Genomic DNA, 23,296 nt, shown 5'->3' with positions numbered 1-23,296 from the left:
CGAATTAGCGTTTTCCGGACACTGCGCTGGTGTCACGGGTGAGCAGATAGGCAAGCAAAATCGGTACGGACGTGACGGCGACGATGATGATCGCCACCACGTTAGTGACCGGCCGGTCACGGGGACGGATCAGCTCCTGATACATCCAGATGGGCAGGGTGGTCTGCTGACCGGCGGTAAAGGTGGTGACGATGACTTCATCAAAGCTGAGGGCGAACGCCAGCATGCCGCCAGCCAGCAGGGCGCTGGAGAGGTTGGGCAAAATGACATGGCGCAGGGTCTGGATGCCGTCGGCGCCCAGGTCCATCGACGCTTCAATCAAGGAGCGGTGCATGCGGCGAAAGCGGGCCAGGGCATTGTTGTAGACCACGACGACGCAGAAGGTGGCGTGGCCGATGACGATGGTCCAAAAGCCAAACGGAATATCCAGCACGCCATAGGCTGAACGCAGCGCCAGGCCGGTGACTATGCCGGGCAGGGCGATGGGCAGGATCAGCAGCAGTGACACCATCTCGCGGCCAAAAAAACGGCTGCGGGCGATGGCGGCGGCCGCGAGTGTGCCGAGGATCAACGCCACCACGGTAGCCAGGCTGGCCACCTGCAGCGAGAGCATGATGGCGCGCCATACATCGGGCCGCTCGAAGGTGACGGCGACCCAGTGCAGGGTGAAGCCGGGCGGTGGAAACTGGTAGCTCTTGCTCTCGGTGGTGAAGGCGTAGAGGAAGATAAACAGGATCGGCAGGTGCAAAAATAGCAGTCCGCCATAGGCCGCGACACGCAGGCGCAGGGTGGGTTGATCAGAGCGCATCGAAAGCCCCCAGTCGTTTGGCAATGGCCAGATAGATGGCAATGATGACAATCGGCACCAGCGAGAAGGCGGCCGCAAACGGCAGGTTCCCGGCGGTGCCTTGCTGCATGTAGACCACCTGACCCAGATAGAGGGTCGAGTTGCCGATGATGCCGGGAATGATGTAATCCCCCAGCGTCAGCGAGAAGGTGAAGATCGAGCCTGCCACCACACCGGGCAGTGCCAGCGGCAGGATCAGGGTTCGAAATGTCTGGGCCGGGGTGGCGCCCAGATCGCTACTGGCCTCCAGCAGCGAAGGGGGGATCCGCTCAACCGCAGCCTGAATCGGCAGGATCATGAACGGCAGCCAGACATAAACAAACACGATAAAAGTGCCGATGCGTGAAAACGAGAGTGACGGCCCGCCGATCTCTGGCAGCGACAGCAGGGCTTGCAGCAGACTTTCGGCGCCGAGTTGTACCGCCAGCCAGTTGATCACCCCCTCCTTGGCCAGGATCAGTTTCCAGGCGTACACCCGTACCAGATAACTCGACCAGAGCGGCAGCATCACCGCCAGATAGAAGAACGCCTGCTGGCGCCCGCTGGTGTAGCGAGCCATGTAGTAGGCGATGGGAAAGGCAATCAGGGCGCAGGCCAGCGTGACCAGCAGCGACATGCCGATGGTGCGGGCCATCACGTCCAGATTTTCCGGTCTGAGCAGGTCGATGAAGTTTTGCAGCGTGAGCTCATGGCGGATCTGGCCGCTGAACTCGTCCAGCCCGAAGAAGGCGTTGGAGAGCAGGAGCAGCAACGAGCCGGCATAGATCAGCAGCAGCCAGATCAACGGCGGCCCGAGCAGTACCGCCAGCAGCACCCCGGAGCGGCCATACAGCAGGTTGGAGAGGCGCCGGCGCAGCGGCACCCGGTCGGTGGGCAGTGTCATGGCAAGACTCGTGCTGTTCATGAGGCGGCCCCGATGGTGTGAACGGCGTGGTCTGCCCAGCTAAGGGAGACCGGCTCGCCCAGCGGTAAACGGGGTTGGCCTTCATTGGGGTGGTTGACGATAAGCTCGACCGCCGGATCAATCCGCACCCGATAACGGATATAGGGGCCGAGGTATTCCGCCTCGCGGATCTCTCCTGACCAACCGGGCGTCCCCTGCTGGGTGAGGCGAATGCGCTCCGGGCGCACCATTACCTGAGCGTGCTGGCCGGTCAGGCGCTGGGCCAGCTCGCCATCGAACAGGTTTACACTACCGACAAAACGGGCCACAAACGCAGTGGCCGGAGTGTCGTAAATGCTCTCGGGGGTCGCCACTTGCTCGATGCGTCCCTGATTGAAAATGCAGATGCGATCGCTCATACAGAGCGCTTCCTGCTGATCATGGGTGACGAAGATAAAGGTGATGCCCAGCTGGCGCTGCAGCCCCTTGAGCTCAACTTGCATCTGCTCGCGCAGTTTCAGATCGAGAGCGCCCAGTGGTTCGTCGAGTAGCAGCACCTTGGGCTGATTAATCAGCGCCCGTGCAATGGCCACCCGCTGGCGCTGGCCACCGGAGAGCTGGGCCGGCGAGCGATCGCCAATATCCGGCAGGCGCACCAGTTCAAGCATCTCGTTGGCGCGGCGGTGGCGGCTGGCTTTATCAACACCCTTGATCATCAGCCCGTAGGCAATGTTGTCGCGCACGTTCATGTTGGGAAACAGGGCGTAGTCCTGAAACACCGTATTGAGCGGGCGCTCGTAGGGCGGTTGGGTGGAGCATTCGTTACCAAACAGCCGGATGGCGCCACTGCTGGGGTACTCAAAACCGGCCAGCATGCGCAGGCAGGTGGTTTTGCCCGAGCCACTCGGGCCGAGCAAGGAGAAAAACTCGCCGGGGGCAATCGCCAGCGAGACATTATCGACCGCCACCACAGAGCCAAAGTGGCGGCTGACGCGTTCAAATTCGACGGCATGCATCACGCATTACTCCTGACTGACGTTGAGACAAAAGGCGGGCAGCCGGCAGGCTGCCCGGGGCTATCAGCGTCCGCCGAGGATGGCGATGTAATCAGAGACCCAGCGATAGTAGGGCACGCAGGTTCCCTGGCTCTTGCACTGGCTGACCGGAGTGCGCCAGAAGTGCACTCGCGCGAAGTTGTCGGCGCCATTGGTTTGGCAGCCGGACTCACCGAGCAGGGCATTCCCCTTACAGGCCGCCGGAACTACCGGCACCGAGCCAAACCAGGCTGCCAGATCGCCCTGCAACTTGGTGCCCAGGGAGTGTTCAAGCCATTGGTAAGCGCAGACCGGGTGCTTGGCCTCGCTGTGCAACATGGTGGTATCAGCCCAACCGGTCACCCCTTCTTTGGGCACAACAGTGGCGACAGGTTGTTTGTCCGCCGCCAGGGTGTTGGCCTGGAATGGCCAAGAGCTGGAGGCGACCACCCCTTCGTTTTTGAAGTCGTCGATCTGCACGTAGGCATCGTGCCAGTAGCGGCCGACCAGCTGACGCTGCTGGCGCAGCAGATCGAGCACCGCCTTGTACTGATCCTCATTGAGCTCGTAGGGGTCTTTGATACCGAGTTCAGGGCGCTTGTTCATCAGATAGAGTGCGGCATCGGCGATGTAGATGGGACCATCGAAGGCCTGTACCCGGCCCTTGTTGGGTTTGCCATCCGGCAGATTTTGCGGCTCGAACACCACAGACCAGGAGTCAGGGGCCTTGGCAAAGACCTTGGTGTTATACATCAACACGTTGGAGCCCCACTGATAGGGCACGCCGTAGTGCTTGCCCTTGACTGTGTGCCAGGGGGCATCTTGCAGACGCGGGTCAATGGTGTGCCAGCTGGGAATGCGGCTGGTATCAATGGCTTGTACCTTGCCGCCAGCAATCAGGCGCAGGCTGGCATCCCCGGAGGCGGTGACCAGATCAAAGCCGCCTTCATTCATCAGCGCCACCATCTCATCGGACGTAGCAGCCGTTTTGACGGTGACCTTGCAGCCGGTCTCTTTTTCAAATCCGGTGACCCAGTCGTAATTTTTGTCGGTTTCGCCTCGCTCGATATAGCCGGCCCAGGCAACGATATCGACCTGACCCTCGCCCTTGACCGCCGCATGGGCGGGCAGTTGACAGAGCACGGGCAGCAGCCCCAGGCAAAGTGCAGACAGTCTCATGGCAATCTCCTTGTCGGTGGTGCTTAACATCCTGTTAATACTCGAACGAGGTTAGGAGAGGCCGTCACTAATGAGAATTTCAATTTTCAGCGGCAGAGGTATCGGAAAAAGTGATATCGATGTCGATTGGAGCTTTTATCGCGGCGCCGACAGGCGGGCACGCAAACGCCCCTGCTCCTTGGCTATCTCGATAAATTCCCGCGCCGCCCAGTCCAGACGTGAGCCACGCCGCCAGACCAGACCGATATCGATGGCCGGGATCGGCTCTTTGATGGCCCGCGCTTCCACCCGCTCCTGCTCCAGCGACCAAGGGCGATAGGCAAAGTCGGGCATCAGGGCAATCCCCAGATGGCTGGTGACCAGACTGCGCACGGCTTCTACCGAGGCGGTGCGCAGCACGGTGTGGGGGTGTAGACCGTGACGGCGCAGGCCGGAGCGGATCACCTGCTCCATCTGGTCAGCGGTCAGGGCTATCAAGGGTTCCTGTGCCAGCGCCTGCAGGGAGAGGGTCGGCTGGGCGCAGAGAGCGTGGTTGGCTGGCAGCCATAGCCGCAGCGGTGAGCGAGTGAGCAGTTCGGTATCAAAGGCTTCGTGGCGGATGGTGCGGTTGGTCATCAGCAGCCCCACGTCGATTTCGCCGTTGACGATCTGATGCTCCAGATAGGGCTGCTCGTCCTCTTTCACCTCCAGACGCACCGCCGGAAACAGGCGGCGAAAGCGACCCAGCGCATCGGAGAGGTAGTAACCGGCCACCAGACTGGTGACGCCGATGGTGAGCTGTCCCTCTTCATGGTGGGTAAAGGCATTCAGGGAGTGGGTGGCATCGCTCATGGCGCCGAGAATACGGCGAGCGTGCAGCAAAAACTGGTGTCCCTGCGCGGTGAGGGTGACGCCGCGTGGGCCGCGCTCAAGCAACTTGGCGCCGAGCCCCTCTTCGAGCTCACGTACCGAGCCGGTGACCGCGGATTGGGAAATATGCAGCTCTTGGGCGGCGCGGCTGACCGACAGACAGTCGGCAACAGCCACAAAATAGCGGATCTGGCGAAAAGTGAAGTTCATCGGGCATCCTGCCACACGCTTCTTGTTACACCAGAGTAACGGGGAGAGGGCGCGCAGGACAACCAAAAAGCGGCGGGGCCCATCGGGCCCCGCTACCAATCAGGGGTGGGGGTGTTCGAGATGCTCCGAGAGCAGTTGCTCCAGCTCGCGGTGCAGCAACTCCTCGTCGCCCACATTGAGTTCGATCATGCGCCGCAGATGGGTGGCACTGTCGATGTCGATGTGGTGGCAGTAGAGGCCCAGCTTCTCATCATCCAGATGGGAGAGTTCACACTCCATCTGAATCCGGATATCGCTTCCGGTAAGGTGGAAGGTCAGATGGTAATCGAGGCTCTCGCCATGCAACCAGTCTGCCGGTCTTCTGATCAGCGCCCCCTGCAGCGAGATGTCGATAAGCACGGTGCTCCAGTTGTGATCCCCCTGGCTCAGAATGGCGGGGGTTGAGTAGAGGATCCGCGAAAAGCGGCGGCGCTCTGACATGGGGTTCTCCTGTTGCTTGCCAAGGACCACTCGCAAAAGAGTGTAATCCACCGGCAATCCGATGGCAGTGCTGCTATCGGAAAAACTTGACTAAGGACTCGTTTCAGCCACCAGTTGATCCACCACATCCAGCGCCTTAACCAACTGATCTTCGAGCCGGAAACGCTGCTCCAGCACGGGGCCCAGACGGTTGAGATCCTCATCGAGCGAGAGCAGATCGTCTTCGCTGGCGCCGCTGTATTTGTCGTTGAAGCGCAAGGCAAAGTCGGTGCAGGCACGCAGCTTGGGATAGATCTCCTGCGCCAGTGCCAGCTGCTCGCCCTTGGCATTCTCGTAGGCGTGCATGACGTGGTTGTAAATTTCAAAGTGGCCTGCCGACACATAATCGACCAACAGGTCACAAAAATGTTGGATCGCCTCGCTGCAGGGTAGCGGACGAGGCTTGTTGCGGTTCGGACTGAGCCCGGCCAGGCGAATAAATTCCACCAGCAGGGACTGACGAGCATCGAGAAACGCATCGATGGCGCGATGCTTGCCTGCGTAAACTTTTCTGGTCTCTTCGAGTTTGCTCAGCATAGACCCTCCGTGGTGCATGCCTGTTTCAGGTTGGTGCAGCTAACAATCTTATAACTATGTAAATTCCCCATCGGCGTCAATAGACTCACATCAAGGATCGTCAATATTGCGGATGGGGAGTACCATGACCACACCGGGTTGTTACCGATAAAGGCTCCGTGATCATGACGTTAAGTTTAGATGAAGGATTCTGGTTCGTGCTGGGCGGTGAAAATCGTTTATGGCTGACCGCAGCGGGCACGCTGCCAAAAGGGCGTTGTGATGCGCTTCCTTCCCATATTCAGGCAGTAAACTTCGAGGTGTTTGATTCGTGGCAGGGTCTACCTTGCTATCTGGCCGATGTTGGCGAAGACGAACCCGGCGACGCATTTGTCTCGATTCGCCAGCTAATGGAACAAGGCGATGAAGAGGCGTTCCGGCTGGCCGGGCGCGCCTGGCAACTGGTGAATTTTCATCGAACCCACCGTTTTTGTGGCCGCTGCGGCGGCGCCATGAGCCCTACCGACCGCGAGTGGGCGATGCGCTGCGAAGCCGGTCATGTGGTCTATCCACGCATCTCCCCCTGCATCATCGTTGCGGTGCGCAAGGGCAGCCAAATCTTGCTGGCGGCGCACCATCGCCACTACCGGGAAGACGATCCGCTCTTTACCGTGCTGGCCGGCTTTGCCGAGGCCGGTGAGAGCCTCGAGCAGTGCGTGGCGCGCGAAGTGTTTGAAGAGTGTGGTATTGAGGTCAGCAACATCCGTTATGTGGCAAGCCAGCCCTGGCCGTTTCCGCACAGTCTGATGATGGGGTTTCTGGCCGATTATGCCGGGGGCGAACTGCGGGTACAGCAAGAAGAGCTGGTCAGTGCCGACTATTTTAGCGCCGACAATCTGCCCAGGATTCCGCCCGATGGCACCATCGCCCGCCGTCTGATCCGGCTCACACTGGATGCCATCAAGGCCGACATGCCCTGAGTTTGCCCCGTCTCACATTTTGCCAGCCCCGCAGGTCGGCGGGGCGTGGTAGAATCATGCACTTTCGATACCTGATTGGATGGTGGGATGAGTCAACTGAGCAATGATCGTTACCTGCGAGCCCTGCTGCGCCAGGACGTGGATGTCACCCCGGTATGGATGATGCGTCAGGCTGGACGCTATCTGCCGGAATACAAGGCGACCCGTGCCGAGGCCGGTGACTTTATGTCCTTGTGCCGCAACGCCGAGCTGGCCTGCGAAGTGACCCTGCAACCGCTGCGTCGCTACCCGCTGGATGCGGCCATTCTCTTCTCCGATATCCTCACCGTGCCTGATGCCATGGGACTGGGACTCTACTTCGAGCAGGGTGAAGGCCCGCGCTTTGAGCGTCCGGTGCGCACGATGGCGCAGGTGGCCGCCCTGCCGATTCCGGATCCGGAAGATGAGCTGGGCTATGTCATGAATGCGGTGCGCACCATTCGCCGTGAGCTCAAGGGGGCCGTGCCGCTGATCGGTTTCTCCGGCAGCCCGTGGACGCTGGCAACCTACATGGTCGAAGGCGGTAGCAGCAAGGCGTTCACCGTTATCAAGAAGATGATGTTTAGCGAGCCCGCCACCTTGCACGCCCTGCTCGACAAGCTGGCTGACAGCGTCATTCTTTACCTCAACGCCCAGATCCGCGCCGGCGCTCAGTCGGTGATGGTGTTTGATACCTGGGGCGGCGTGCTGACGCCACGCGATTATCTTGAGTTTTCCTTGCGTTACATGCACAAGATTGTCGATGGTCTGACTCGCGAGCACGATGGTCGCCGGGTGCCGGTGACCCTGTTTACCAAAAACGGTGGACAGTGGCTTGAGCATATCGCCGCCACCGGCTGTGATGCTCTGGGTCTGGACTGGACCACCGATATTGCCGATGCCAAGCGCCGGGTCGGTGACAAGGTGGCGCTGCAAGGCAACATGGATCCGTCCATGCTTTACGCCCCGCCGGCGCGCATTCGTGAAGAGGTGGCCACTATTCTGGCCGGGTTTGGCAATGGCAACGGCCATGTCTTCAACCTCGGCCATGGCATTCATCAGGATGTGGAGCCGGAGCATGCCGGTGTGTTTGTCGATGCGGTGCACGAGCTGTCACGCCCCTATCACGGCCGCTAACGGCTAGAAAACCAAAAGGGCCCGACGGGCCCTTTTGCAATCTGTCACCGGATTAACCCGCTTTGGCGGCCACCGGCTGCGCCAATCGCCACCCTTGCTCGGTTTTAACCAACCAGACAGTGGTCTCTTCCTGGCGGGTATCGCCCATGTGAAACTCACCATAGCGGCTTTGCAGGGTCATCATGGTCAAATCCTGATGGAACTTACCGTTGCCGTCATAGACCACGTCGGCATCGCGCTCCCCTTGCAGCTCGTCAAAGTCTTTCACAAAACGCAGGGTATAGCGCACCTCAATGCGATAGAGCCCCTCTTGCTGCTGGCTCTTGTCCAGCACGCTGAATTCGGCGGGTGTGGCAATGCTCTGACCAAATTCGGCTTGCAGTCTGGCCATCACCAGCTGCTTGATCTCGTCTTCACCCGGACCCGAACTGCAACCCCACAGCAGCAACCCCAGCAGCAGGGCAAGGCACCCTCTTCTCATCGATACTCCAACATGCGCAGACAACGGCAGCTGATTGTGCCACGCTCTTTCCCTATCCCCAAGGCAGATAACCCAGCGCTTCCTGAGGCTCACAGGCTTCGCTCCATCACGATCACCTCGGCGCGATACCCCTCCAGCGTCTTGCGATAGCACTCGATAAAGCCGCGAGCCAGCCAGAAATTGAGACCCGGTTGATTGCAGGCCACTACCGCCAGTCGCATCCGCTGGCATCCCCAGCTGCGGGCGAGGTTGCACGCCTCTGTGTAGAGGGCGCGGCCCTGTCCGGCCCCTTGCCAGGGCTCGCCAATTTGCAGCAATCCGAGATAGGCGATATCCGCTTCGGGATAGCCACGCAGCAGATCCACCACCCCGATCATCTCATCACCGCACCAGGCACCCAGCGTCCATTTATGCTCAAGCGCCAGTCCCGGTGGGCAATCGATCAGCTCGTCACTGGCTGCGCTTGGCGAAAGCGGCTCGGTATGAACCAGCTCGTGATAGATGCGGCCCTGCTCCAGCAGACGCTGCAGCGAAGCCACATCAAAGGGTTGGTTTTTATCAAGCCGGCGCAAGGTCAAGGTCATGGCAACGCCTTGTCGAGATGGGCAGCAAAGTCAGCCGGCCCCATAAACCCAGTGACGCGGGCGCCGGTCACTTCACGGCCTGTATTATCAAACAGGATCAGGGTCGGCAGTCCCAGCACCTTGAGGTCGTTGAGCAGCGCCACATCCTGCGCATCGTTAGCGGTCACGTCAGCCTGCAGCAGCACCATGTTGGCAAAGCGCTGCTGCACCAAAGGATCGGGGAAGGTCTTGTGTTCAAACTCTTTGCAGGCCACACACCAGTCGGCATAGAGATCGAGTAGTACCGGTTGGCCACTGGCGGCAGCGAGGCGGTTTTTCAGATCGTCCACGGTTTTGATGCGAACAAATCCGGCGCTATGGACCTCGGCCTTGGCAGTGGGGGTGATACGCCAAACATCGTGCGCAGTGACGACGGTGATCACCACCGCGAGCAGTAGCCCCATAAAGCGGGCAGAGCGCCAGCGCGAATGCGCCGTGGCATGGTTGTAGTGAAGCAGCACGGCGCACAGCAGCACTGCCCAGAGCGCCCAAGCCAGTTGGCTGATGCGATCATCCCACAGCCGCGAGAGCAGCAGCAGCGGTACGGCCAGCAGCACGAAGCCAAACAGCTGCTTGATGCGGGTCATCCATGGGCCGGCTTTGGGTAGCAGGCGGCCGCCGGAGGTACCGAGCAGCAGTAGCGGCAGGCCCATCCCCAGTGAAAGAGCGTAGAGGGTGGCGGCGCCAAGCACGCGGTCACCACTTTGCGCCACATAGAGCAGTGCTCCCGAGAGCGGGGCGGTGGTGCAGGGGGAGCAGACCAGTCCCGAGATCATCCCCATTACGGCGACACCGGTCAGCGAGCCACCCTGCTGACGGTTGGAGAGCTGGGTCAGCCGGGTTTGTAACGATGCCGGTAGCTGCAAGGTAAACAGGCCGAACATGGACAGAGCCAGCAGCACAAACAGCAGCGACAGGGTGATCAATACCCAGGGGGCCTGCAAGGCGGCCTGAAATTGCAATCCGGCCGAAGCAACCACCAGCCCAAGCAGGGTGTAGGTCAGCGCCATCCCCTGCACATAGGCCATGGATAGCGCAAAGGCTCGCCCCGTGGTCAGGCGTTGCCCATGGCCTGCGAGGATGCCGGTCAGGATCGGATACATGGGAAACACGCAGGGCGTAAACGCCAGCCCGAGGCCGAGCAGCAGGAACAAACCGATGCTGAGCCAATGCGACTGCTTGGCCAGCAACCCGGCGAGGCGCTCTTGCTCACCTTGCGCGACGCGCTTGTCTGTCGCCGGCGGCGCTACAGCGCTGATGGGGGCGACCGGAATCTTCAAATCGGTCGGTGGGTAGCAAAGGCCGTCAGTACAGCCCTGATAGGTGACGCGCAGCTCGGCGCCGTTTTCCACCTGTTCGAGGGTGATCGGAATCGTGACCGAGTGGTAATAGACCTCGCTCTTGCCGAAATAGTCATCCTCGTGGGGGGCGCCGGGCGGCAGGGTGGGCGGCGCAAAGCGAAGCTTATCGCCCTTGAACGCGAAGCCATGCCGATAGAGGTAGTAGTTATCGGCGATCTGGATAGTCACCGTCAGGGTGTTGCCCTGCTGGTGGTATTCGGGGCGAAAAGCCTGCTCGGCTTTGAGAAACGTGGGCTGGGTTAAACCGAGCGAGCTTAGCAGATCGCTGGCCTGCAGCGGCAGGCAGATCAGCATCATCAGCAGGCAGAGCAGCCGTCTCATCGGGTCTCCTCATCGAGCCAGCCAAGGTAGGGGAGATGCCCCGCTGCGATGGGCAGCGCCACGATCTCCGGCACCTCATAGGGATGATGCGCCAGGATGCACTGCTCCAGCGCCGGGAAATGGCGCAGCTTGCTCTTAATCAGCAATTGAATTTCCTGACTGCGCTCAATTTTGCCCTGCCAGCGATAGACCGAGGTCACGGCAGGTAGCTGGTTGATGCAGGCGGCCAGACGGGCCTCGAGCAGCGCGTCGCACAGCCGGTCGGCACTGGCTTGATCGGGGCAGGTACAGAGCACCACGATGGCGTCGTTCATGGTCAATCCGCTGTCAGTAATGGGGTTTCACTATACCGTCAGCGCCAAAAAAAGTCAGACAAAAGGCCGCTGCCGAGCCGTGCTTGTGGAGATAGACGGCGTGCTCGGCACAGGGCATCATCAATCACTGACAGGCAAGCGTCGCCGTTTTCAGGAAACCGTCATGAGTACACTCAACGAACAGCTGCAGACCCGCCGACTCCACCTGCTGCGCGAGGGCGAGCGGCGCATGCTGGTTCAGCTACATGGATTGATGCGCAGCACCGCCGACGAGCTCAATGCCGATTTCGAGCGGGAAGGATTGACCGGCGAGCCGGTGACCGTCGAGCAGCTGCGCGAAGTGATTCAAAGCCACCTGTTCGAGCGGGTGCACAAGGGCGATCTCCATCTCGCTCAGTCGTTGCTGCAAGAGTTTCAGAACGGCATCGAAACCCAGCTGCGCGAGCGCGAGCCGCCGACCGAAGAGGTTGCACCGGTCGAGCCCCCCGCTAGCGCTCAGTGAGCCGGTAACGGAAACAGGCGATCGTAGGCGAGGTTATAGAAAAAGGCGTAGATCAGGTAAAACAGCGCAAAACCCAGATCGAGCAGTAGCGCCTGCCACAGAGAGATCTCCATCCACCAGGCCACCAATGGCAGAGTGACCAGCAGCAGGCCGCCCTCAAAGCCGAGGGCGTGCCATACCCGCTCTCCCCAGCGTTTCTCAAGGCGTCCCAGATGGCGCAGCATCAGTGTATCCACCAGCAGGTTGTACAGATAATTCCAACCCGTCGCCAGCAGCGACAGCACCAGTGCGAGCACGCCAGTGTGCAGCAGGGGCTGCGCGGTGACGCCACTGGCCAACGGGACGCACAACATCAGTCCCAGCAGTTCAAAGGTAATGGCATGGCGCAGGCGATCGGTGCCGCTTCGCATGACGAGCTCCTCGTGTCGATTCGGTGTTGCAGAGAATCTATCAATCAATCACGATGGAACTAAGTTAGTTAATATCGGTTTAAGCGATAGATGAATGTGACGCTAGAACAGCTACGCACCCTGCAGGCTGCTGCCGAGAGCGGCTCGTTTTCGGCGGCGGCGCGCCGTCTGGGCAAGGCCCAGTCGGTGGTAAGCACCACCATCGCCAATCTCGAAATCGATCTGGGACTCACCCTGTTTGACCGCTCGGCGCGGTTGCCGCGGCTCACGCCAGAGGGGGAGAGAATTCTGGCCGAGGCAAGGCAACTGCTGGATCAGAGCGCTCGCATTGAGTCATTGGCTGGCGAGCTGGCGGCCGGTGTCGAGCCGCGTCTGACCCTCGCCATTGACGACGACTCCCATCTGCCCTGGCTCGGGCCGCTGCTCGAGGCATTTGCAGCGCGCTATCCGTTGGTCGAGCTGGAGCTCCTGTTTCCGCTTTTAGAAGATTTGCCCGAGATGCTGCAAAGCGGCCGTGCGCAGCTTGGCATCAGCTATGAGCAGTTGCATCCCCACCCGGAGATTGCCGTTCACACCTTGGGCCGCATCGATATGCCGCTGGTGGTGGCACCGAGCCATCCACTGGCCAAGCTCGGCACACTGACGCGCCTTGATCTGCAAAACCAGCGGCAGATGATGGTGACCGGTCGGCGGGATGGGGTGGAGCGGCAGCGCTTTCGTCTCGGATCGCAGGTGTGGTGGGTGGAAGGGGATTTGGGCGTGCTGGAGCTGGTCAAGCGGGGGTTAGGCTGGGCATCGCTGCCCGATTTTCTGCTAGAAGAGGCGCTGGCTCGCGGTGAGCTGGTGCGCATTGAGCCGGATTTTATCGGCAATCCGTCACTGGCGTTGGAGCTGTTGTGGCAGCGCGCCCGCCCGCTTGGGCAGGCGGGGCGCTGGTTACGTGAGGCGCTGTTGGCGCGCTGGCCAGCGCCGCGCGATCAGTCGATCAATTCGTAAGGGAGCGGCTGCAGGGTCAGGGCCGACTGCTCTTCGTCCTTGATCCGAAACTCGGCATCCTGCTCGGTGTCTTTTGGCAATACGGCACTGATCAGCAGCGCATCGCCCTCTTGCCAGACGTTGAGCACGCTACCGCTGCGTCGCCAGTTGTCACCCAGGCGGATTTCCAGCGTCTCGCCGCTTTCGATAGCCTTGCTGCAATGACCTTGCAGGATAAACAGGGCGCGGTTGTTGGCGCCGCGATACTTGGCGCGGGCGACCGTCTCCTGACCCATGTAGCAGCCCTTGGTAAAGCAGATACCGCCAAGTGCCTGCAGGTTGATCATCTGCGGGATGTACTCGCCCTGATGCACCGCCTCAAGGTGGGGTAGACCGGCGGCAATCTCAAAGCCCATCCACTCGCTTTCGCTCGCCTCCGGCAGGGTCGGCATGTCATCGCTCACCAGCAACCAGCGGTTGGGGGCCAGGCGCACCGCCATGCCACCGCTGACCAGCCCGCTGTCAGTCAGGCCGAACTGGGCGCTGACCCACTCGTCACTGCCAATGCCAGCAATCCCGGCGATGCTTTGGGTGCCTTCGCTGATCTCGGTCTTGGCAAACACGCCAAATTTCTTCAGCTCCTGCAGGGTGCGCGGCAGCACCGAGCGACGCAGCACCAGCAGCAGCGCCTCTTCCAGCATCAGCAGTCGAAAATCGCTCCACATCTTGCCCTTGGCATCACAGTGCCCGCCGAGACGCTGCTCGCCGGGTTTGAGGGCCGTGACATCACAGGTGACCTGACCGTGCAGATAGCTGATGCGATCTGCACCGGTGAGCTGGATGGTGGCAAAACCGGATAGGGGATAAAGAGTAGGTTGGCCTGGGATCAGCGGCAGTTGACGACTCATGGTGGGTGTCCGACAGACGGGAAGTTGTGACCGCCATGGTAAAGATGGGAGGAAAATTTGTCAGCCGGAAATTCCGGCTGTTACCATTTCGGGGTTTCCATTTGGAGTGATGTCGATGTTGACCTCTGTCGAGAAATCCCGTCTCAAGTGGGCCTGCCGTCGTGGCATGCTGGAGCTGGACGTGATCGTGATGCCGTTTTTTGAACACGAGTACGATAGCCTGACTCCGGCCGAGCAATCTGCCTTTGAGCGTCTGCTGGCCTGTGACGATCCGGACCTGTTCAAGTGGTTTATGGGGCACGGCGTGCCGAGCGACCCGGAATTTGCTGCCCTGGTACCGCTTATCCTCGAGCGCAACCAGGCTCGCCACGACCGCCTGGGATGATCCCCGCCGCCCTGCCACTTGCGCCATCGCGCCGTGCCGGCAGGGCGCTGCTTCTGCTTTATCTTCTGCTGCTGTGGCCGGCTGCCGGTGTGCTCAGTGCGCTCTGGCAGTGGGCCATTGTGTTGCCGGTGTGGGCGTTTGCCCTGTGGCAAAGCCTCAAGGTGGCGGCGCGAGTGACGCCGCTGCGCTGGCAAAGCGACGAGCTGTACCGGGGCGAGGCGCCCTGTCAGTGGCATCACAGCCGGGTGCTGCCCGGCATGCTCTGGCTGCATTTTGCCGATGGCAGCTCGCTACTATTGTTTTGCGATCAAATTGCCGATGAGCACTACCGCCTTCTGGCGCGCAGGATTACTCTGGCTGCTCCCTCACCCTGAAGAGGTGCTGTATGTCTTCCCTTCAACGTTATGTGGAGCTGGTGCTGGCCACGGCGCAAGCCGGTCTGACCTATACCAGCAACGTCTACGACATCGAGCGCTATCAGAAACTGCGTGATGCCTCACTGGCCCTGCTGGCTGACGCCGACGGGCTCGATCCCGCCGTGCTGGCCAACTGGGTCAATCTCGACAGTGGTTATCCGACCCCCAAGCTCGATGTGCGGGCGCTGCTGCTTGATGAGCAGCAACGCATCCTGCTGATCCGTGAAAAGGCCGATGGCTGCTGGTCACTACCGGGTGGCTGGTGCGATGTGGGGGATTCCCCTGCGGCGGCTGCCGTGCGCGAGGTGCGCGAAGAGAGTGGTCTCGAGTGCGAGGCCGTGCAGCTGCTGGCCCTGTTCGACAAGCTCAAGCATCCCCATCCACCGCAACTGCCACACGCCCATAAGGCGTTTTTCCTCTGCCGCATGACGGGTGGCGAGCTGTTGACTGACACCAGCGAAACCTATGGCGCTGGTTGGTTTGGCCTGCATGAGCTGCCGCCGCTGTCGCGGGATCGGGTGGTGCGCGAACAGCTCGAAACCCTGCATGCGCATGTGCGTGCCGGACGGCCAGAGACGCTGTTTGATTAACCCCCCTGCTGCGGCTGGCACGCTAACTGGCCGCAGTGCTACTCTGAGCCTTTGCGATTCCTGCAGGAGCCGGTTCGTTTCGTGAATCCCACCTTTTTTTCGTTGGCCGATACCCTGTTCGGTGCTGCCCTGCTGTTTCCTCCGCTGTTCAAGGCGGTGCTGCTGGCGTTGCCGGTCTGGCTGCTGGTGCACCGGTTGCTGCGCAGTTGGCTCTATTCCGGCGCCCTCTGGCACCCTTTGCTCTGCGATCTCTCTTTGTTCATTCTCGCCGTCTGCGGCGCTTTGTGGATGCTGACCCATGGCTGAATTTCGTCAATTTCTGCGCTATGCCATTACCCTGCTGGTGACGGTGGCAGCCCTCGCGGCTGGCTGGTGGCTCTGGAACCAGTACATGGAGGGGCCCTGGACCCGCGATGGCAAGGTGCGCGCCGAAGTGGTCAATATCACACCGCTGGTGGCTGGCCGCCTGATTGAGGTGGCGGTGCATGACAACCAGTCGGTGAAAAAGGGCGATCTGCTGTTTCGCATTGACCCCGAACCCTACCGTATCGCCTTGCAGCAGGCTGACGCCGAAGCGCAGCAGGCACAGGCCGTGGCCGATAAGGCGCGCCACGAGGCTGACCGGCGCAAAGGGCTGCCGCGCAGTGTGATTGCCAGCGAAGATGTGGAAGCCGCCAACTTCAATGCCCGCTCGCAAGAGGCCAGTCTGGCATTGGCCAATGCTCGGGTGGCACAGGCGCGCTGGGATCTGGCCCAGACCGAGGTGCGCGCCCCAGCCGATGGCTTCGTGACCAATCTCGGGGTGCGGGTGGGTAATCGCGCCGACACCAGTGCGCCGCTGGTGGCGCTGGTCGATAGCCACTCTTTCTATGTGCTCGGTTATTTTGAAGAGACCAAGCTGCGCCATGTGAAGGTGGGGCAGGCGGCAACCCTGACCCTGTACAGCGGCGGTAAGCCGCTACGCGGTGAGGTCGAAAGTATCGGCCGCGCCATCGAAGATCAGAGTCTGCAAAGCCGTGATGGCTTGCTGCCCGACGTGAAACCCAACGTACCCTGGGTGCGATTGGCGCAGCGGGTGCCGGTGCGGATCAAGCTGCTTGATGAGGAGAGTTTGCCGGTGCTCATCGCCGGCACCACCTGCAGCATCGTGCTGGCTCCCTGATGATGCCGCTCTGGCAGCGCACGCCGTGGGGGCGCGCCAATCTGGGCCAGTGGCGTTATGCCTGGCGCAACGCGCTGGCGATGGCGCTGTCGCTGTGGTTGGCGTTTTTGCTGCAGCTTGATGCCCCCTACTGGGCGATGACCTCGGCGGCGGTGGTCAATTTCCCGACCGTCGGCGGCATCATCAGCAAGAGTCTGGGCCGGGTTGCTGGCAGCCTGATCGGCGCCATGGCGGCTGTATTGATGGCGGTCACCGGCTTTTCCGACCCCTGGCTGTTTGCTTGTGAAATCGCCCTGTGGCTGGCGCTGTGCACCTACCTCTCCCAGCTCTATTTCAACAACGTCGCCTATGCCTGCCAGCTGGCCGGCTATACGGCGGCGATCGTGGCGTTCTCTTGCGTCAACGTCGATGACCCTTACCATATCTTCGAGATTGCCCAGGCGCGGGTGAGCGAGGTGATCCTCGGCATCCTCTGCGGCGGTTTTATGATGATGGTGCTGCCGACCCAGACTGACGCCGATGCCTTGTTGGTGGCGCTCGACAAGGCGCAAAGCCGGCTGCTCGAACACGCAGCCCTGCTCTGGCGCGGCGAGCAAGGGGCAGTGCGTCAGGCTCACGAAGGGGTGATTGGCCAGTTGTTGACCCTCGATCTGTTGCGGGTGCAGGCGGTGTGGAGCCATCACGATCTGCGTCGTCACAACCGGCTGCTCAACTATCTGCTGCACTGTCAGCTGCATCTGGTTGGCCGGCTGTCGGGTCTGCGCCGCTTGCTGCATAACTGGCCGGCCCAGCCGGACTGGCTGCCGGCGCAACTGGAGCAAATTCTGGCTCTGCTTGGCCGCCTTGATGCCGATGAGTACGCACTGGCCCGTCTGCTGGCGCCGTTTTATCAGGGCGCGGATACCCGATCGCGCGCCTTCGCCGGTCGATTGGCCGATACCGGCCGCCTGCTGCTGCGCTGCCGGCGCTGGCAACGGCGGTTGGTGGCGGGGCGGGTGCATCGCTATCAGCATGTACCGGGCGAGGCCGCGCTCAGCCGTTATCAAGACCGGCTCGAAGCGCTCTATAACGCCGGTCGTACCTTTCTCGCGGTCTGGCTCGGTAGCGCCTTCTGGATTGTCACCAACTGGAGTGCTGGCGCCTCGGCGGTAACCCTGCTGGCAGTCGGTTGCGTACTGTATGCGGCCACTCCGGCACCGGCGCGCAGCACCGGTGTGATGCTCAAAGCGGTGGCCTGGTTGTCGCTGGTCTGCATCGGGGTGAAGTTTGGCATCATGATCCACCTCACCGATCTGGTGAGCTTTACCCTCTTGTTGCTGCCGGTGCTGGTCACCCTCAATTTGCTGCGGCTGCAGCAGCCAACCCGCGCCGCCTTGTGGGCGCAGCTGGTGGTGTTTCTCGGCTCGTTTCTGGCCGTGACCAACCCGCCCGATTACGACTTTGCCAACTATCTCAATCGCAGTCTGGGTCAGGTGCTGGGATTGATGGGGGCCATTTTGGCGTTCCAGTTGCTGCAGCCCTTTAGCGATCAGCATCGCAGTCAGCGTATCCAGCGCGCTTTGCGCCGGGAGTTTCACGATCAGCTGGCAAGCCGGCCGGGGCGTAGCGAGCGCGCGTTCGAATCGCGTTTGTATCATGCGCTCGGCCAGCTCTGCCAAGGACGCGATGCCGAGGCCAGAACCTGGGCACTGCGCTGGGGCGTGGTGCTGCTTAACTGCAGCCATGTGGTGTGGCAACTGCGTGCCTGGCAAGGTGATCCGCCCCTTGAGCAGCTGCGCAGCCGCTTGCTGGGGCAGTTGGCCGGCATCGTGTCGGCGCGCGGCATTGATCACAGCGCACTGCGGCCGGTGCTGGTCGAGCTCGAGCGCCAGTATCCGCTGCTGGCAGCGCGCCAGGATCCCGCATCACAGGCGCTTTGCGGCCTGCTTTGGCGCCTTGCCAGCGCACTACACCCACTGCTGCAAGCACCACAAACCACAGGGAATTTGTCCAAGGAGCCTGCAAACGGGTAAGATTCCCTTCAACTGTCTTTCACCAAGACCCGAGAATCCATGTCCCAATACAATGCCGATGCCATTGAGGTCCTCAATGGTCTGGAGCCGGTGCGGCGTCGCCCCGGCATGTACACCGATACCACCCGCCCCAATCACCTGGGTCAGGAGGTCATCGACAACAGCGTGGATGAGGCGCTGGCCGGTCACGCCCGCAGCATCGAAGTGATCCTGCACGAGGATAACTCCCTTGAGGTCATCGACGATGGTCGCGGCATGCCGGTGGATATCCACCCGGAAGAGGGGGTCTCGGGGGTCGAGCTGATCCTCTGCAAGCTGCACGCAGGCGGTAAGTTCTCCAACAAGAACTACCAGTTCTCCGGCGGTTTGCACGGGGTGGGGATCTCGGTGGTGAACGCCCTGTCCGAGCGGGTCGAAGTGACGGTGCGCCGTGACGGGCAGGTGTATGACATCGCCTTTGAAAAGGGCGAGAAGGTGTCTGATCTCACCATCACCGGCACTTGCGGTCGTCGCAACACCGGCACCCGGGTGCGCTTTTGGCCGGAAGTTCACTACTTCGATTCACCCAAGTTCTCGGTCTCCAAGCTTGAGCACCTGCTCAAAGCCAAAGCCGTGCTCTGCCCGGGCTTGTCTATCACCTTCCTCGACAAGAACACCGGCATCAAGCTGGCATGGTGTTATGAAGACGGCCTGAAAGATTATCTGGTCGATGCGGTCAAAAATGTCCCCTGCCTGCCCGAGCAGCCCTTTGTCGGCGCCTTCTCGACCGACGCGTCAGCGGTGGACTGGGCCCTGTGCTGGTTGCCGGAAGGGGGCGAGTGTCTGGCCGAATCTTACGTCAACCTGATTCCGACCGCGCTTGGCGGCACCCACGTCAATGGGCTGCGCCAGGGCTTGCTCGATGCCATGCGCGAGTTCTGCGAGTTTCGTAACCTGCTGCCGCGCGGCGTCAAGCTCACCCCGGAAGATATCTGGGATCGCTGCGCCTACATCCTGTCGGTCAAGATTCAGGACCCGCAGTTTGCCGGCCAGACCAAGGAGCGCCTGTCGTCCCGTCAGTGCGCGGCGTTTGTCTCGGGCGTGGTCAAAGATGCGTTCAGCCTGTTTTTAAACAGCAACACTGAGCTCGCCGAGCAGATTGCCGAGCTCTGTATCTCCAGCGCCCAGCGCCGGATGCGCGCCGCCAAGACGGTGGTGCGCAAGAAAGTCACGCAAGGCCCGGCGCTACCCGGCAAGCTGACGGACTGTAACTGCGCTGATCCGATGCAGGGCGAGCTGTTTCTGGTGGAAGGGGATTCGGCGGGCGGCAGTGCCAAACAGGCGCGCGACCGTGAGTTCCAGGCCATCATGCCGCTGCGCGGCAAGATTCTGAACACTTGGGAAGTTGAGGCCGGTCAGGTGCTCGCCTCACAAGAAGTGCACGATATCTCGGTGGCGATTGGCCTTGATCCCGATTCCGACGATCTGTCGGGGCTGCGTTATGGCAAGGTGTGTATCCTCGCTGATGCGGACTCTGACGGTCTGCACATCGCCACCTTGCTGTGCGCCCTGTTCGTCAAACACTTCCGCCCGCTGGTGAATCAGGGTCACGTCCATGTGGCCATGCCACCGCTCTATCGGATCGACATCGGTAAAGAGGTCTATTACGCCCTCGACGAGGATGAGAAGAACGGCATCCTCGAGCGGGTGGAGGCCGAGAAGAAGAAGGGCAAGGTGATGGTGACCCGATTCAAGGGCTTGGGTGAGATGAACCCCAAGCAGCTGCGTGAAACCACCATGGACCCCAATACCCGCCGTCTGGTGCAGCTCACCATGGAAGACGCCGAGGCCACCTTGCAGCTGATGGACATGCTGCTGGCCAAGAAGCGCTCCGGTGATCGCCGCGAATGGCTGGAAGAGAAGGGCAACCTCGCCGATGTTTAACGCCCGACGCAAGGAGTGCAGATGATAGCCACTACGCCGAAACCGCCCTATTACGCGGTAATTTTCACCTCCGAGCGCCACGATGGCGATCATGGCTACGGCGCCATGGCCGAGCGGATGGTCGAGCTGGCAGAGCGTCAGAGCGGTTTTCTTGGCATCGAGTCGGCCCGCGATGGCCTTGGTATCACGGTCTCTTACTGGCGCGATCTCGAATCCATCCGTGCCTGGAAGGCGCAGGTTGAGCATCAAGAGGCGCAGCGCCTCGGTCGCGAGCAGTGGTATCGCGCGTTTAAAACCCGCATCGCTCTGGTCGAGCGGGATTATGGTTTCAGTGACCAGACAGATTAATCCTATTGGTGGGGGCGGCGATGCTGCCTCGCAACCGGAGAAGAACCCATCACATGAGTGATACATTGGAACAGAGCCTGGATGGCGTGGAGCGTCAGCCGCTACGCGCCTTTACCGAAAAGGCCTACCTCGACTACTCCATGTACGTCATCATGGACCGCGCCCTGCCGCATATCGGCGACGGTCTCAAACCGGTGCAGCGCCGCATCATCTACGCCATGAGCGAGCTGGGGCTCTCTGCCCTCTCCAAGCACAAGAAATCGGCCCGTACCGTGGGTGACGTGCTGGGTAAGTACCACCCGCACGGCGACAGCGCCTGCTATGAAGCCATGGTGCTGATGGCGCAGCCGTTCTCTTACCGCTATCCGCTGGTGGATGGTCAGGGGAACTGGGGGGCGCCGGACGATCCGAAATCCTTCGCGGCCATGCGTTATACCGAAGCGCGCTTGTCGCGTTTCTCCGAGATCCTGCTCTCGGAGCTGGGGCAGGGCACCGCCGACTGGGTGCCCAACTTTGATGGCACCATGAAAGAGCCACGGGTGCTCCCTTCGCGCCTGCCGCACATCCTGCTTAACGGGGTGACCGGTATCGCGGTGGGGATGGCGACCGATATTCCGCCGCACAACGCCCGGGAAGTGGCTTATGCCTGCGCCGAGCTGCTCGACAACCCCAACGCCGGGCTCGATGCCCTGATGGCGCACATTCAGGGGCCGGATTACCCGACCAACGCCGAGATCATCACCCCGCGCGATGAGATCCGCAAAATCTACGAAAGCGGCAAGGGCACCATCAAGCAGCGCGCCGTGTGGACCTTTGAAGAGGGCGAGATTGTCATCAGCGCCCTGCCGCATCAGGCCTCGGGTGCCAAGATCCTCGAGCAGATTGCGGCCCAGATGACCGCCAAGAAGTTGCCGATGGTCACTGATCTTCGTGACGAATCGGACCATGAAAACCCGACCCGGCTGGTGATCGTGCCGCGCTCGAACCGCATCGACGTGGAAGGGCTGATGGCGCACCTGTTCGCCAGCACCGATCTGGAGAAGAACTACCGGGTTAACCTCAATATTCTGGGGCTGGATAACCGGCCGCAGGTCAAAGACCTTCGCACCATCCTGACCGAGTGGCTCACCTTCCGCCGTGAAACCGTGCGCCGTCGTCTGCAATATCGCCTCGACAAGGTGTTGGCCCGCCTGCATATCCTCGAAGGCTTGCTGATCGCCTATCTCAATATCGACGAGGTGATCCACATCATCCGCACCGAGGATGAGCCGGGTGCCGTGATGATGGCGCGCTTTGGCATCAGCGAAACCCAGGCCGAAGCCATCCTTGAGCTGAAACTGCGCCACTTGGCCAAGCTTGAAGAGTTCAAGATCCGCGCCGAGCAGAAAGAGCTGGAAGAGGAGCGCGAGAAGCTCGAGCAGATCTTGGGCTCCGAGCGCCGCTTGTCGACGCTTATCAAGAAAGAGCTGCTGGCCGATGCCGAGAAGTATGGCGACGAGCGCCGTACCCCGTTGGTAGAGCGTGCCGCTGCCGTGGCACTGACTGAAAAAGAGCTCACCCCGAGCGAGCCGGTCACCGTTATCCTCTCGGCCAAGGGCTGGGTGCGCGCCGCCAAGGGTCACGATGTAGAGAGCGCCGGGCTTAGCTACAAGGCGGGCGATGAGTTCCTCTGTGAGGCTCATGGCCGCAGCAACCAGCAGGTGGTGTTCCTCTCCACCCTGGGTCGAACTTATTCGTTGGAAGCCCACACACTCCCCTCGGCCCGCAGCCAGGGCGAGCCACTGACTGGTCGCTTTGCGCTAAGTCCCGGTGAAGAGGTGCGCCATATGGTGCTGGGCAACGAGCAAGAGCCCTACCTCATCTGCTCCGATGCCGGTTATGGCTTTGTCTGCACCTATGACGAGCTGATTGCCAAGAACAAGAACGGCAAGGCGCTGCTCTCGGTGCCCGAAGGGGGCGTGGTGATGGCGCCGCAACCTATTAAGCATCCCGACAGCGATCTCTGCATGGCCATCTCGAACGAAGGGCGCATGCTGCTGTTCCCGCTCTCGACCCTGCCGGTGCTGGGCAAGGGGAAGGGCAACAAGATCATCAGCGTGCCGTCGGCGCGGGTGAAATCACGGGAAGAGTTCGTCACCCAGATTGCCGTGGTGCCGCAAGGCCAGGCCGTCACCCTGTTTGCCGGCAAGCGCAAGCTGACCCTGAAACCGGCGGATCTCGAGTTCTACCGCGGTGAACGCGGCCGCCGTGGCGCCAAACTGCCACGCGGCTTGCAGCGGGTCGATAAGATAGAGATTGAAACCGCTGCTGCTGTAGAGCCGGTGGTTGGCGACAATCAGGAAGGGTAAATAATCATGAAGGGCGCGAAAGCGCCCTTGTTATTGGAATAGGTT

26 protein-coding genes are annotated in these 23,296 nt (G+C 61.1%); 13 read left to right on the top strand and 13 right to left on the bottom strand.

Annotated elements, in window-relative coordinates; genetic code table 11:
• Positions 1 to 4 precede the first annotated feature (4 nt).
• The 7 genes from BW958_RS05980 to BW958_RS05950 form a co-directional block, all read right to left on the bottom strand.
• Entirely contained in the window at positions 5 to 808 is an 804-nt protein-coding gene (locus BW958_RS05980) for an ABC transporter permease (protein WP_076574828.1), read from the bottom strand.
• Positions 798 to 1,751 (bottom strand): ABC transporter permease, encoded by a 954-nt coding sequence (locus BW958_RS05975; protein WP_076574827.1) that lies wholly within the window; start codon positions 1,749 to 1,751, stop codon positions 798 to 800. The genes BW958_RS05980 and BW958_RS05975 overlap by 11 nt, the downstream gene beginning before the upstream one ends.
• On the bottom strand, positions 1,748 to 2,746 hold the full coding sequence (locus tag BW958_RS05970; protein ID WP_076574826.1) for an ABC transporter ATP-binding protein: 999 nt from the start codon (positions 2,744 to 2,746) through the stop codon (positions 1,748 to 1,750). Before BW958_RS05970 ends, BW958_RS05975 begins: the two co-directional genes overlap by 4 nt.
• A 63-nt stretch (positions 2,747 to 2,809) precedes the next feature.
• Positions 2,810 to 3,943 carry an ABC transporter substrate-binding protein gene (locus tag BW958_RS05965; protein ID WP_076574825.1) on the bottom strand — a complete coding sequence of 378 codons (1,134 nt, stop codon included), beginning with the start codon at positions 3,941 to 3,943 and terminating at the stop codon, positions 2,810 to 2,812.
• A 135-nt stretch (positions 3,944 to 4,078) separates the two neighbouring features.
• Positions 4,079 to 5,002 carry a LysR substrate-binding domain-containing protein gene (locus BW958_RS05960; RefSeq protein WP_076574824.1) on the bottom strand — a complete coding sequence of 308 codons (924 nt, stop codon included), beginning with the start codon at positions 5,000 to 5,002 and terminating at the stop codon, positions 4,079 to 4,081.
• A gap of 99 nt (positions 5,003 to 5,101) precedes the next feature.
• Positions 5,102 to 5,482 (bottom strand): PilZ domain-containing protein, encoded by a 381-nt coding sequence (locus BW958_RS05955; protein WP_076574823.1) that lies wholly within the window; start codon positions 5,480 to 5,482, stop codon positions 5,102 to 5,104.
• 90 nt (positions 5,483 to 5,572) lie between these two features.
• Positions 5,573 to 6,058, bottom strand: coding sequence for an Rsd/AlgQ family anti-sigma factor (locus BW958_RS05950; protein WP_076574822.1), 486 nt, complete (start codon positions 6,056 to 6,058; stop codon positions 5,573 to 5,575).
• A 164-nt stretch (positions 6,059 to 6,222) separates the two neighbouring features.
• On the opposite strand from BW958_RS05950, the gene nudC reads away from it, so the two are divergent.
• Together nudC and hemE are read left to right on the top strand one after the other, a co-directional pair.
• Entirely contained in the window at positions 6,223 to 7,017 is a 795-nt protein-coding gene (gene nudC, locus BW958_RS05945; RefSeq protein WP_076574821.1) for an NAD(+) diphosphatase, read from the top strand.
• Between the two features lie 87 nt (positions 7,018 to 7,104).
• Positions 7,105 to 8,172: a uroporphyrinogen decarboxylase gene (gene hemE / locus BW958_RS05940; protein WP_076574820.1), complete on the top strand. Its 1,068-nt coding sequence runs from the start codon at positions 7,105 to 7,107 to the stop codon at positions 8,170 to 8,172.
• Between the two features lie 52 nt (positions 8,173 to 8,224).
• Here the strand turns inward: hemE and BW958_RS05935 are convergent, their stop codons facing one another.
• The 4 genes from BW958_RS05935 to cutA all read right to left on the bottom strand — a co-directional run bounded on the left by BW958_RS05935 (position 8,225) and on the right by cutA (position 11,272).
• The gene (locus BW958_RS05935) at positions 8,225 to 8,653 is read right to left on the bottom strand and encodes a hypothetical protein (RefSeq protein WP_076574819.1); all 429 of its coding nucleotides are present in this window, start codon (positions 8,651 to 8,653) and stop codon (positions 8,225 to 8,227) included.
• Between the two features lie 89 nt (positions 8,654 to 8,742).
• Positions 8,743 to 9,237 (bottom strand): GNAT family N-acetyltransferase, encoded by a 495-nt coding sequence (locus BW958_RS05930; protein ID WP_076574818.1) that lies wholly within the window; start codon positions 9,235 to 9,237, stop codon positions 8,743 to 8,745.
• A complete protein-coding gene (locus tag BW958_RS05925) occupies positions 9,234 to 10,958 on the bottom strand; it encodes a protein-disulfide reductase DsbD (protein WP_076574817.1) in 1,725 nt (574 codons plus the stop codon). The genes BW958_RS05930 and BW958_RS05925 overlap by 4 nt, the downstream gene beginning before the upstream one ends.
• On the bottom strand, positions 10,955 to 11,272 hold the full coding sequence (cutA, locus tag BW958_RS05920) for a divalent-cation tolerance protein CutA (RefSeq protein ID WP_076574816.1): 318 nt from the start codon (positions 11,270 to 11,272) through the stop codon (positions 10,955 to 10,957). Before cutA ends, BW958_RS05925 begins: the two co-directional genes overlap by 4 nt.
• A 163-nt stretch (positions 11,273 to 11,435) precedes the next feature.
• Between cutA and BW958_RS05915 the strand changes: the two genes are divergently transcribed.
• A complete protein-coding gene (locus BW958_RS05915) occupies positions 11,436 to 11,774 on the top strand; it encodes a hypothetical protein (RefSeq protein WP_076575087.1) in 339 nt (112 codons plus the stop codon).
• Here the strand turns inward: BW958_RS05915 and BW958_RS05910 are convergent.
• Positions 11,768 to 12,184 (bottom strand): PACE efflux transporter, encoded by a 417-nt coding sequence (locus tag BW958_RS05910; protein ID WP_076574815.1) that lies wholly within the window; start codon positions 12,182 to 12,184, stop codon positions 11,768 to 11,770. The genes BW958_RS05915 and BW958_RS05910 overlap by 7 nt on opposite strands.
• Positions 12,185 to 12,274: 90 nt before the next feature.
• On the opposite strand from BW958_RS05910, the gene BW958_RS05905 reads away from it, so the two are divergent.
• Positions 12,275 to 13,180, top strand: a complete 906-nt coding sequence (locus BW958_RS05905) for a LysR family transcriptional regulator (RefSeq protein WP_076574814.1) — start codon at positions 12,275 to 12,277, stop codon at positions 13,178 to 13,180.
• Here BW958_RS05905 and ygfZ read toward each other — a convergent pair.
• Complete coding sequence (gene ygfZ, locus BW958_RS05900) at positions 13,162 to 14,067, bottom strand: tRNA-modifying protein YgfZ (protein ID WP_076574813.1); 906 nt, start codon at positions 14,065 to 14,067, stop codon at positions 13,162 to 13,164. The genes BW958_RS05905 and ygfZ overlap by 19 nt on opposite strands.
• 115 nt (positions 14,068 to 14,182) lie before the next feature.
• Between ygfZ and BW958_RS05895 the strand changes: the two genes are divergently transcribed.
• The 9 genes from BW958_RS05895 to parC all read left to right on the top strand — a co-directional run bounded on the left by BW958_RS05895 (position 14,183) and on the right by parC (position 23,251).
• A complete protein-coding gene (locus BW958_RS05895; RefSeq protein ID WP_076574812.1) occupies positions 14,183 to 14,452 on the top strand; it encodes an FAD assembly factor SdhE in 270 nt (89 codons plus the stop codon).
• Positions 14,449 to 14,826 (top strand): hypothetical protein, encoded by a 378-nt coding sequence (locus tag BW958_RS05890; RefSeq protein WP_076574811.1) that lies wholly within the window; start codon positions 14,449 to 14,451, stop codon positions 14,824 to 14,826. Before BW958_RS05895 ends, BW958_RS05890 begins: the two co-directional genes overlap by 4 nt.
• An 11-nt stretch (positions 14,827 to 14,837) precedes the next feature.
• Positions 14,838 to 15,458: an NUDIX hydrolase gene (locus BW958_RS05885; RefSeq protein WP_076574810.1), complete on the top strand. Its 621-nt coding sequence runs from the start codon at positions 14,838 to 14,840 to the stop codon at positions 15,456 to 15,458.
• Positions 15,459 to 15,539: 81 nt separating this feature from the next.
• Positions 15,540 to 15,764 carry a DUF1656 domain-containing protein gene (locus BW958_RS05880; RefSeq protein WP_076574809.1) on the top strand — a complete coding sequence of 75 codons (225 nt, stop codon included), beginning with the start codon at positions 15,540 to 15,542 and terminating at the stop codon, positions 15,762 to 15,764.
• Positions 15,757 to 16,620 carry an efflux RND transporter periplasmic adaptor subunit gene (locus tag BW958_RS05875; protein WP_076574808.1) on the top strand — a complete coding sequence of 288 codons (864 nt, stop codon included), beginning with the start codon at positions 15,757 to 15,759 and terminating at the stop codon, positions 16,618 to 16,620. Before BW958_RS05880 ends, BW958_RS05875 begins: the two co-directional genes overlap by 8 nt.
• On the top strand, positions 16,617 to 18,632 hold the full coding sequence (locus tag BW958_RS05870) for an FUSC family protein (RefSeq protein ID WP_143233028.1): 2,016 nt from the start codon (positions 16,617 to 16,619) through the stop codon (positions 18,630 to 18,632). The genes BW958_RS05875 and BW958_RS05870 overlap by 4 nt, the downstream gene beginning before the upstream one ends.
• Before the next feature lie 39 nt (positions 18,633 to 18,671).
• On the top strand, positions 18,672 to 20,555 hold the full coding sequence (parE, locus tag BW958_RS05865) for a DNA topoisomerase IV subunit B (protein ID WP_076574806.1): 1,884 nt from the start codon (positions 18,672 to 18,674) through the stop codon (positions 20,553 to 20,555).
• A 21-nt stretch (positions 20,556 to 20,576) separates the two neighbouring features.
• On the top strand, positions 20,577 to 20,903 hold the full coding sequence (locus tag BW958_RS05860; RefSeq protein ID WP_076574805.1) for an antibiotic biosynthesis monooxygenase family protein: 327 nt from the start codon (positions 20,577 to 20,579) through the stop codon (positions 20,901 to 20,903).
• Positions 20,904 to 20,956: 53 nt separating this feature from the next.
• The gene (parC, locus tag BW958_RS05855) at positions 20,957 to 23,251 is read left to right on the top strand and encodes a DNA topoisomerase IV subunit A (protein ID WP_076574804.1); all 2,295 of its coding nucleotides are present in this window, start codon (positions 20,957 to 20,959) and stop codon (positions 23,249 to 23,251) included.
• Positions 23,252 to 23,296: the final 45 nt, after the last annotated feature.

Origin of the sequence: Aeromonas sp. RU39B (genome assembly GCF_900156095.1) — a bacterium.
Lineage (GTDB): Bacteria > Pseudomonadota > Gammaproteobacteria > Enterobacterales > Aeromonadaceae > Aeromonas.
This window is presented reverse-complemented; position numbering and strand designations above follow the sequence as displayed.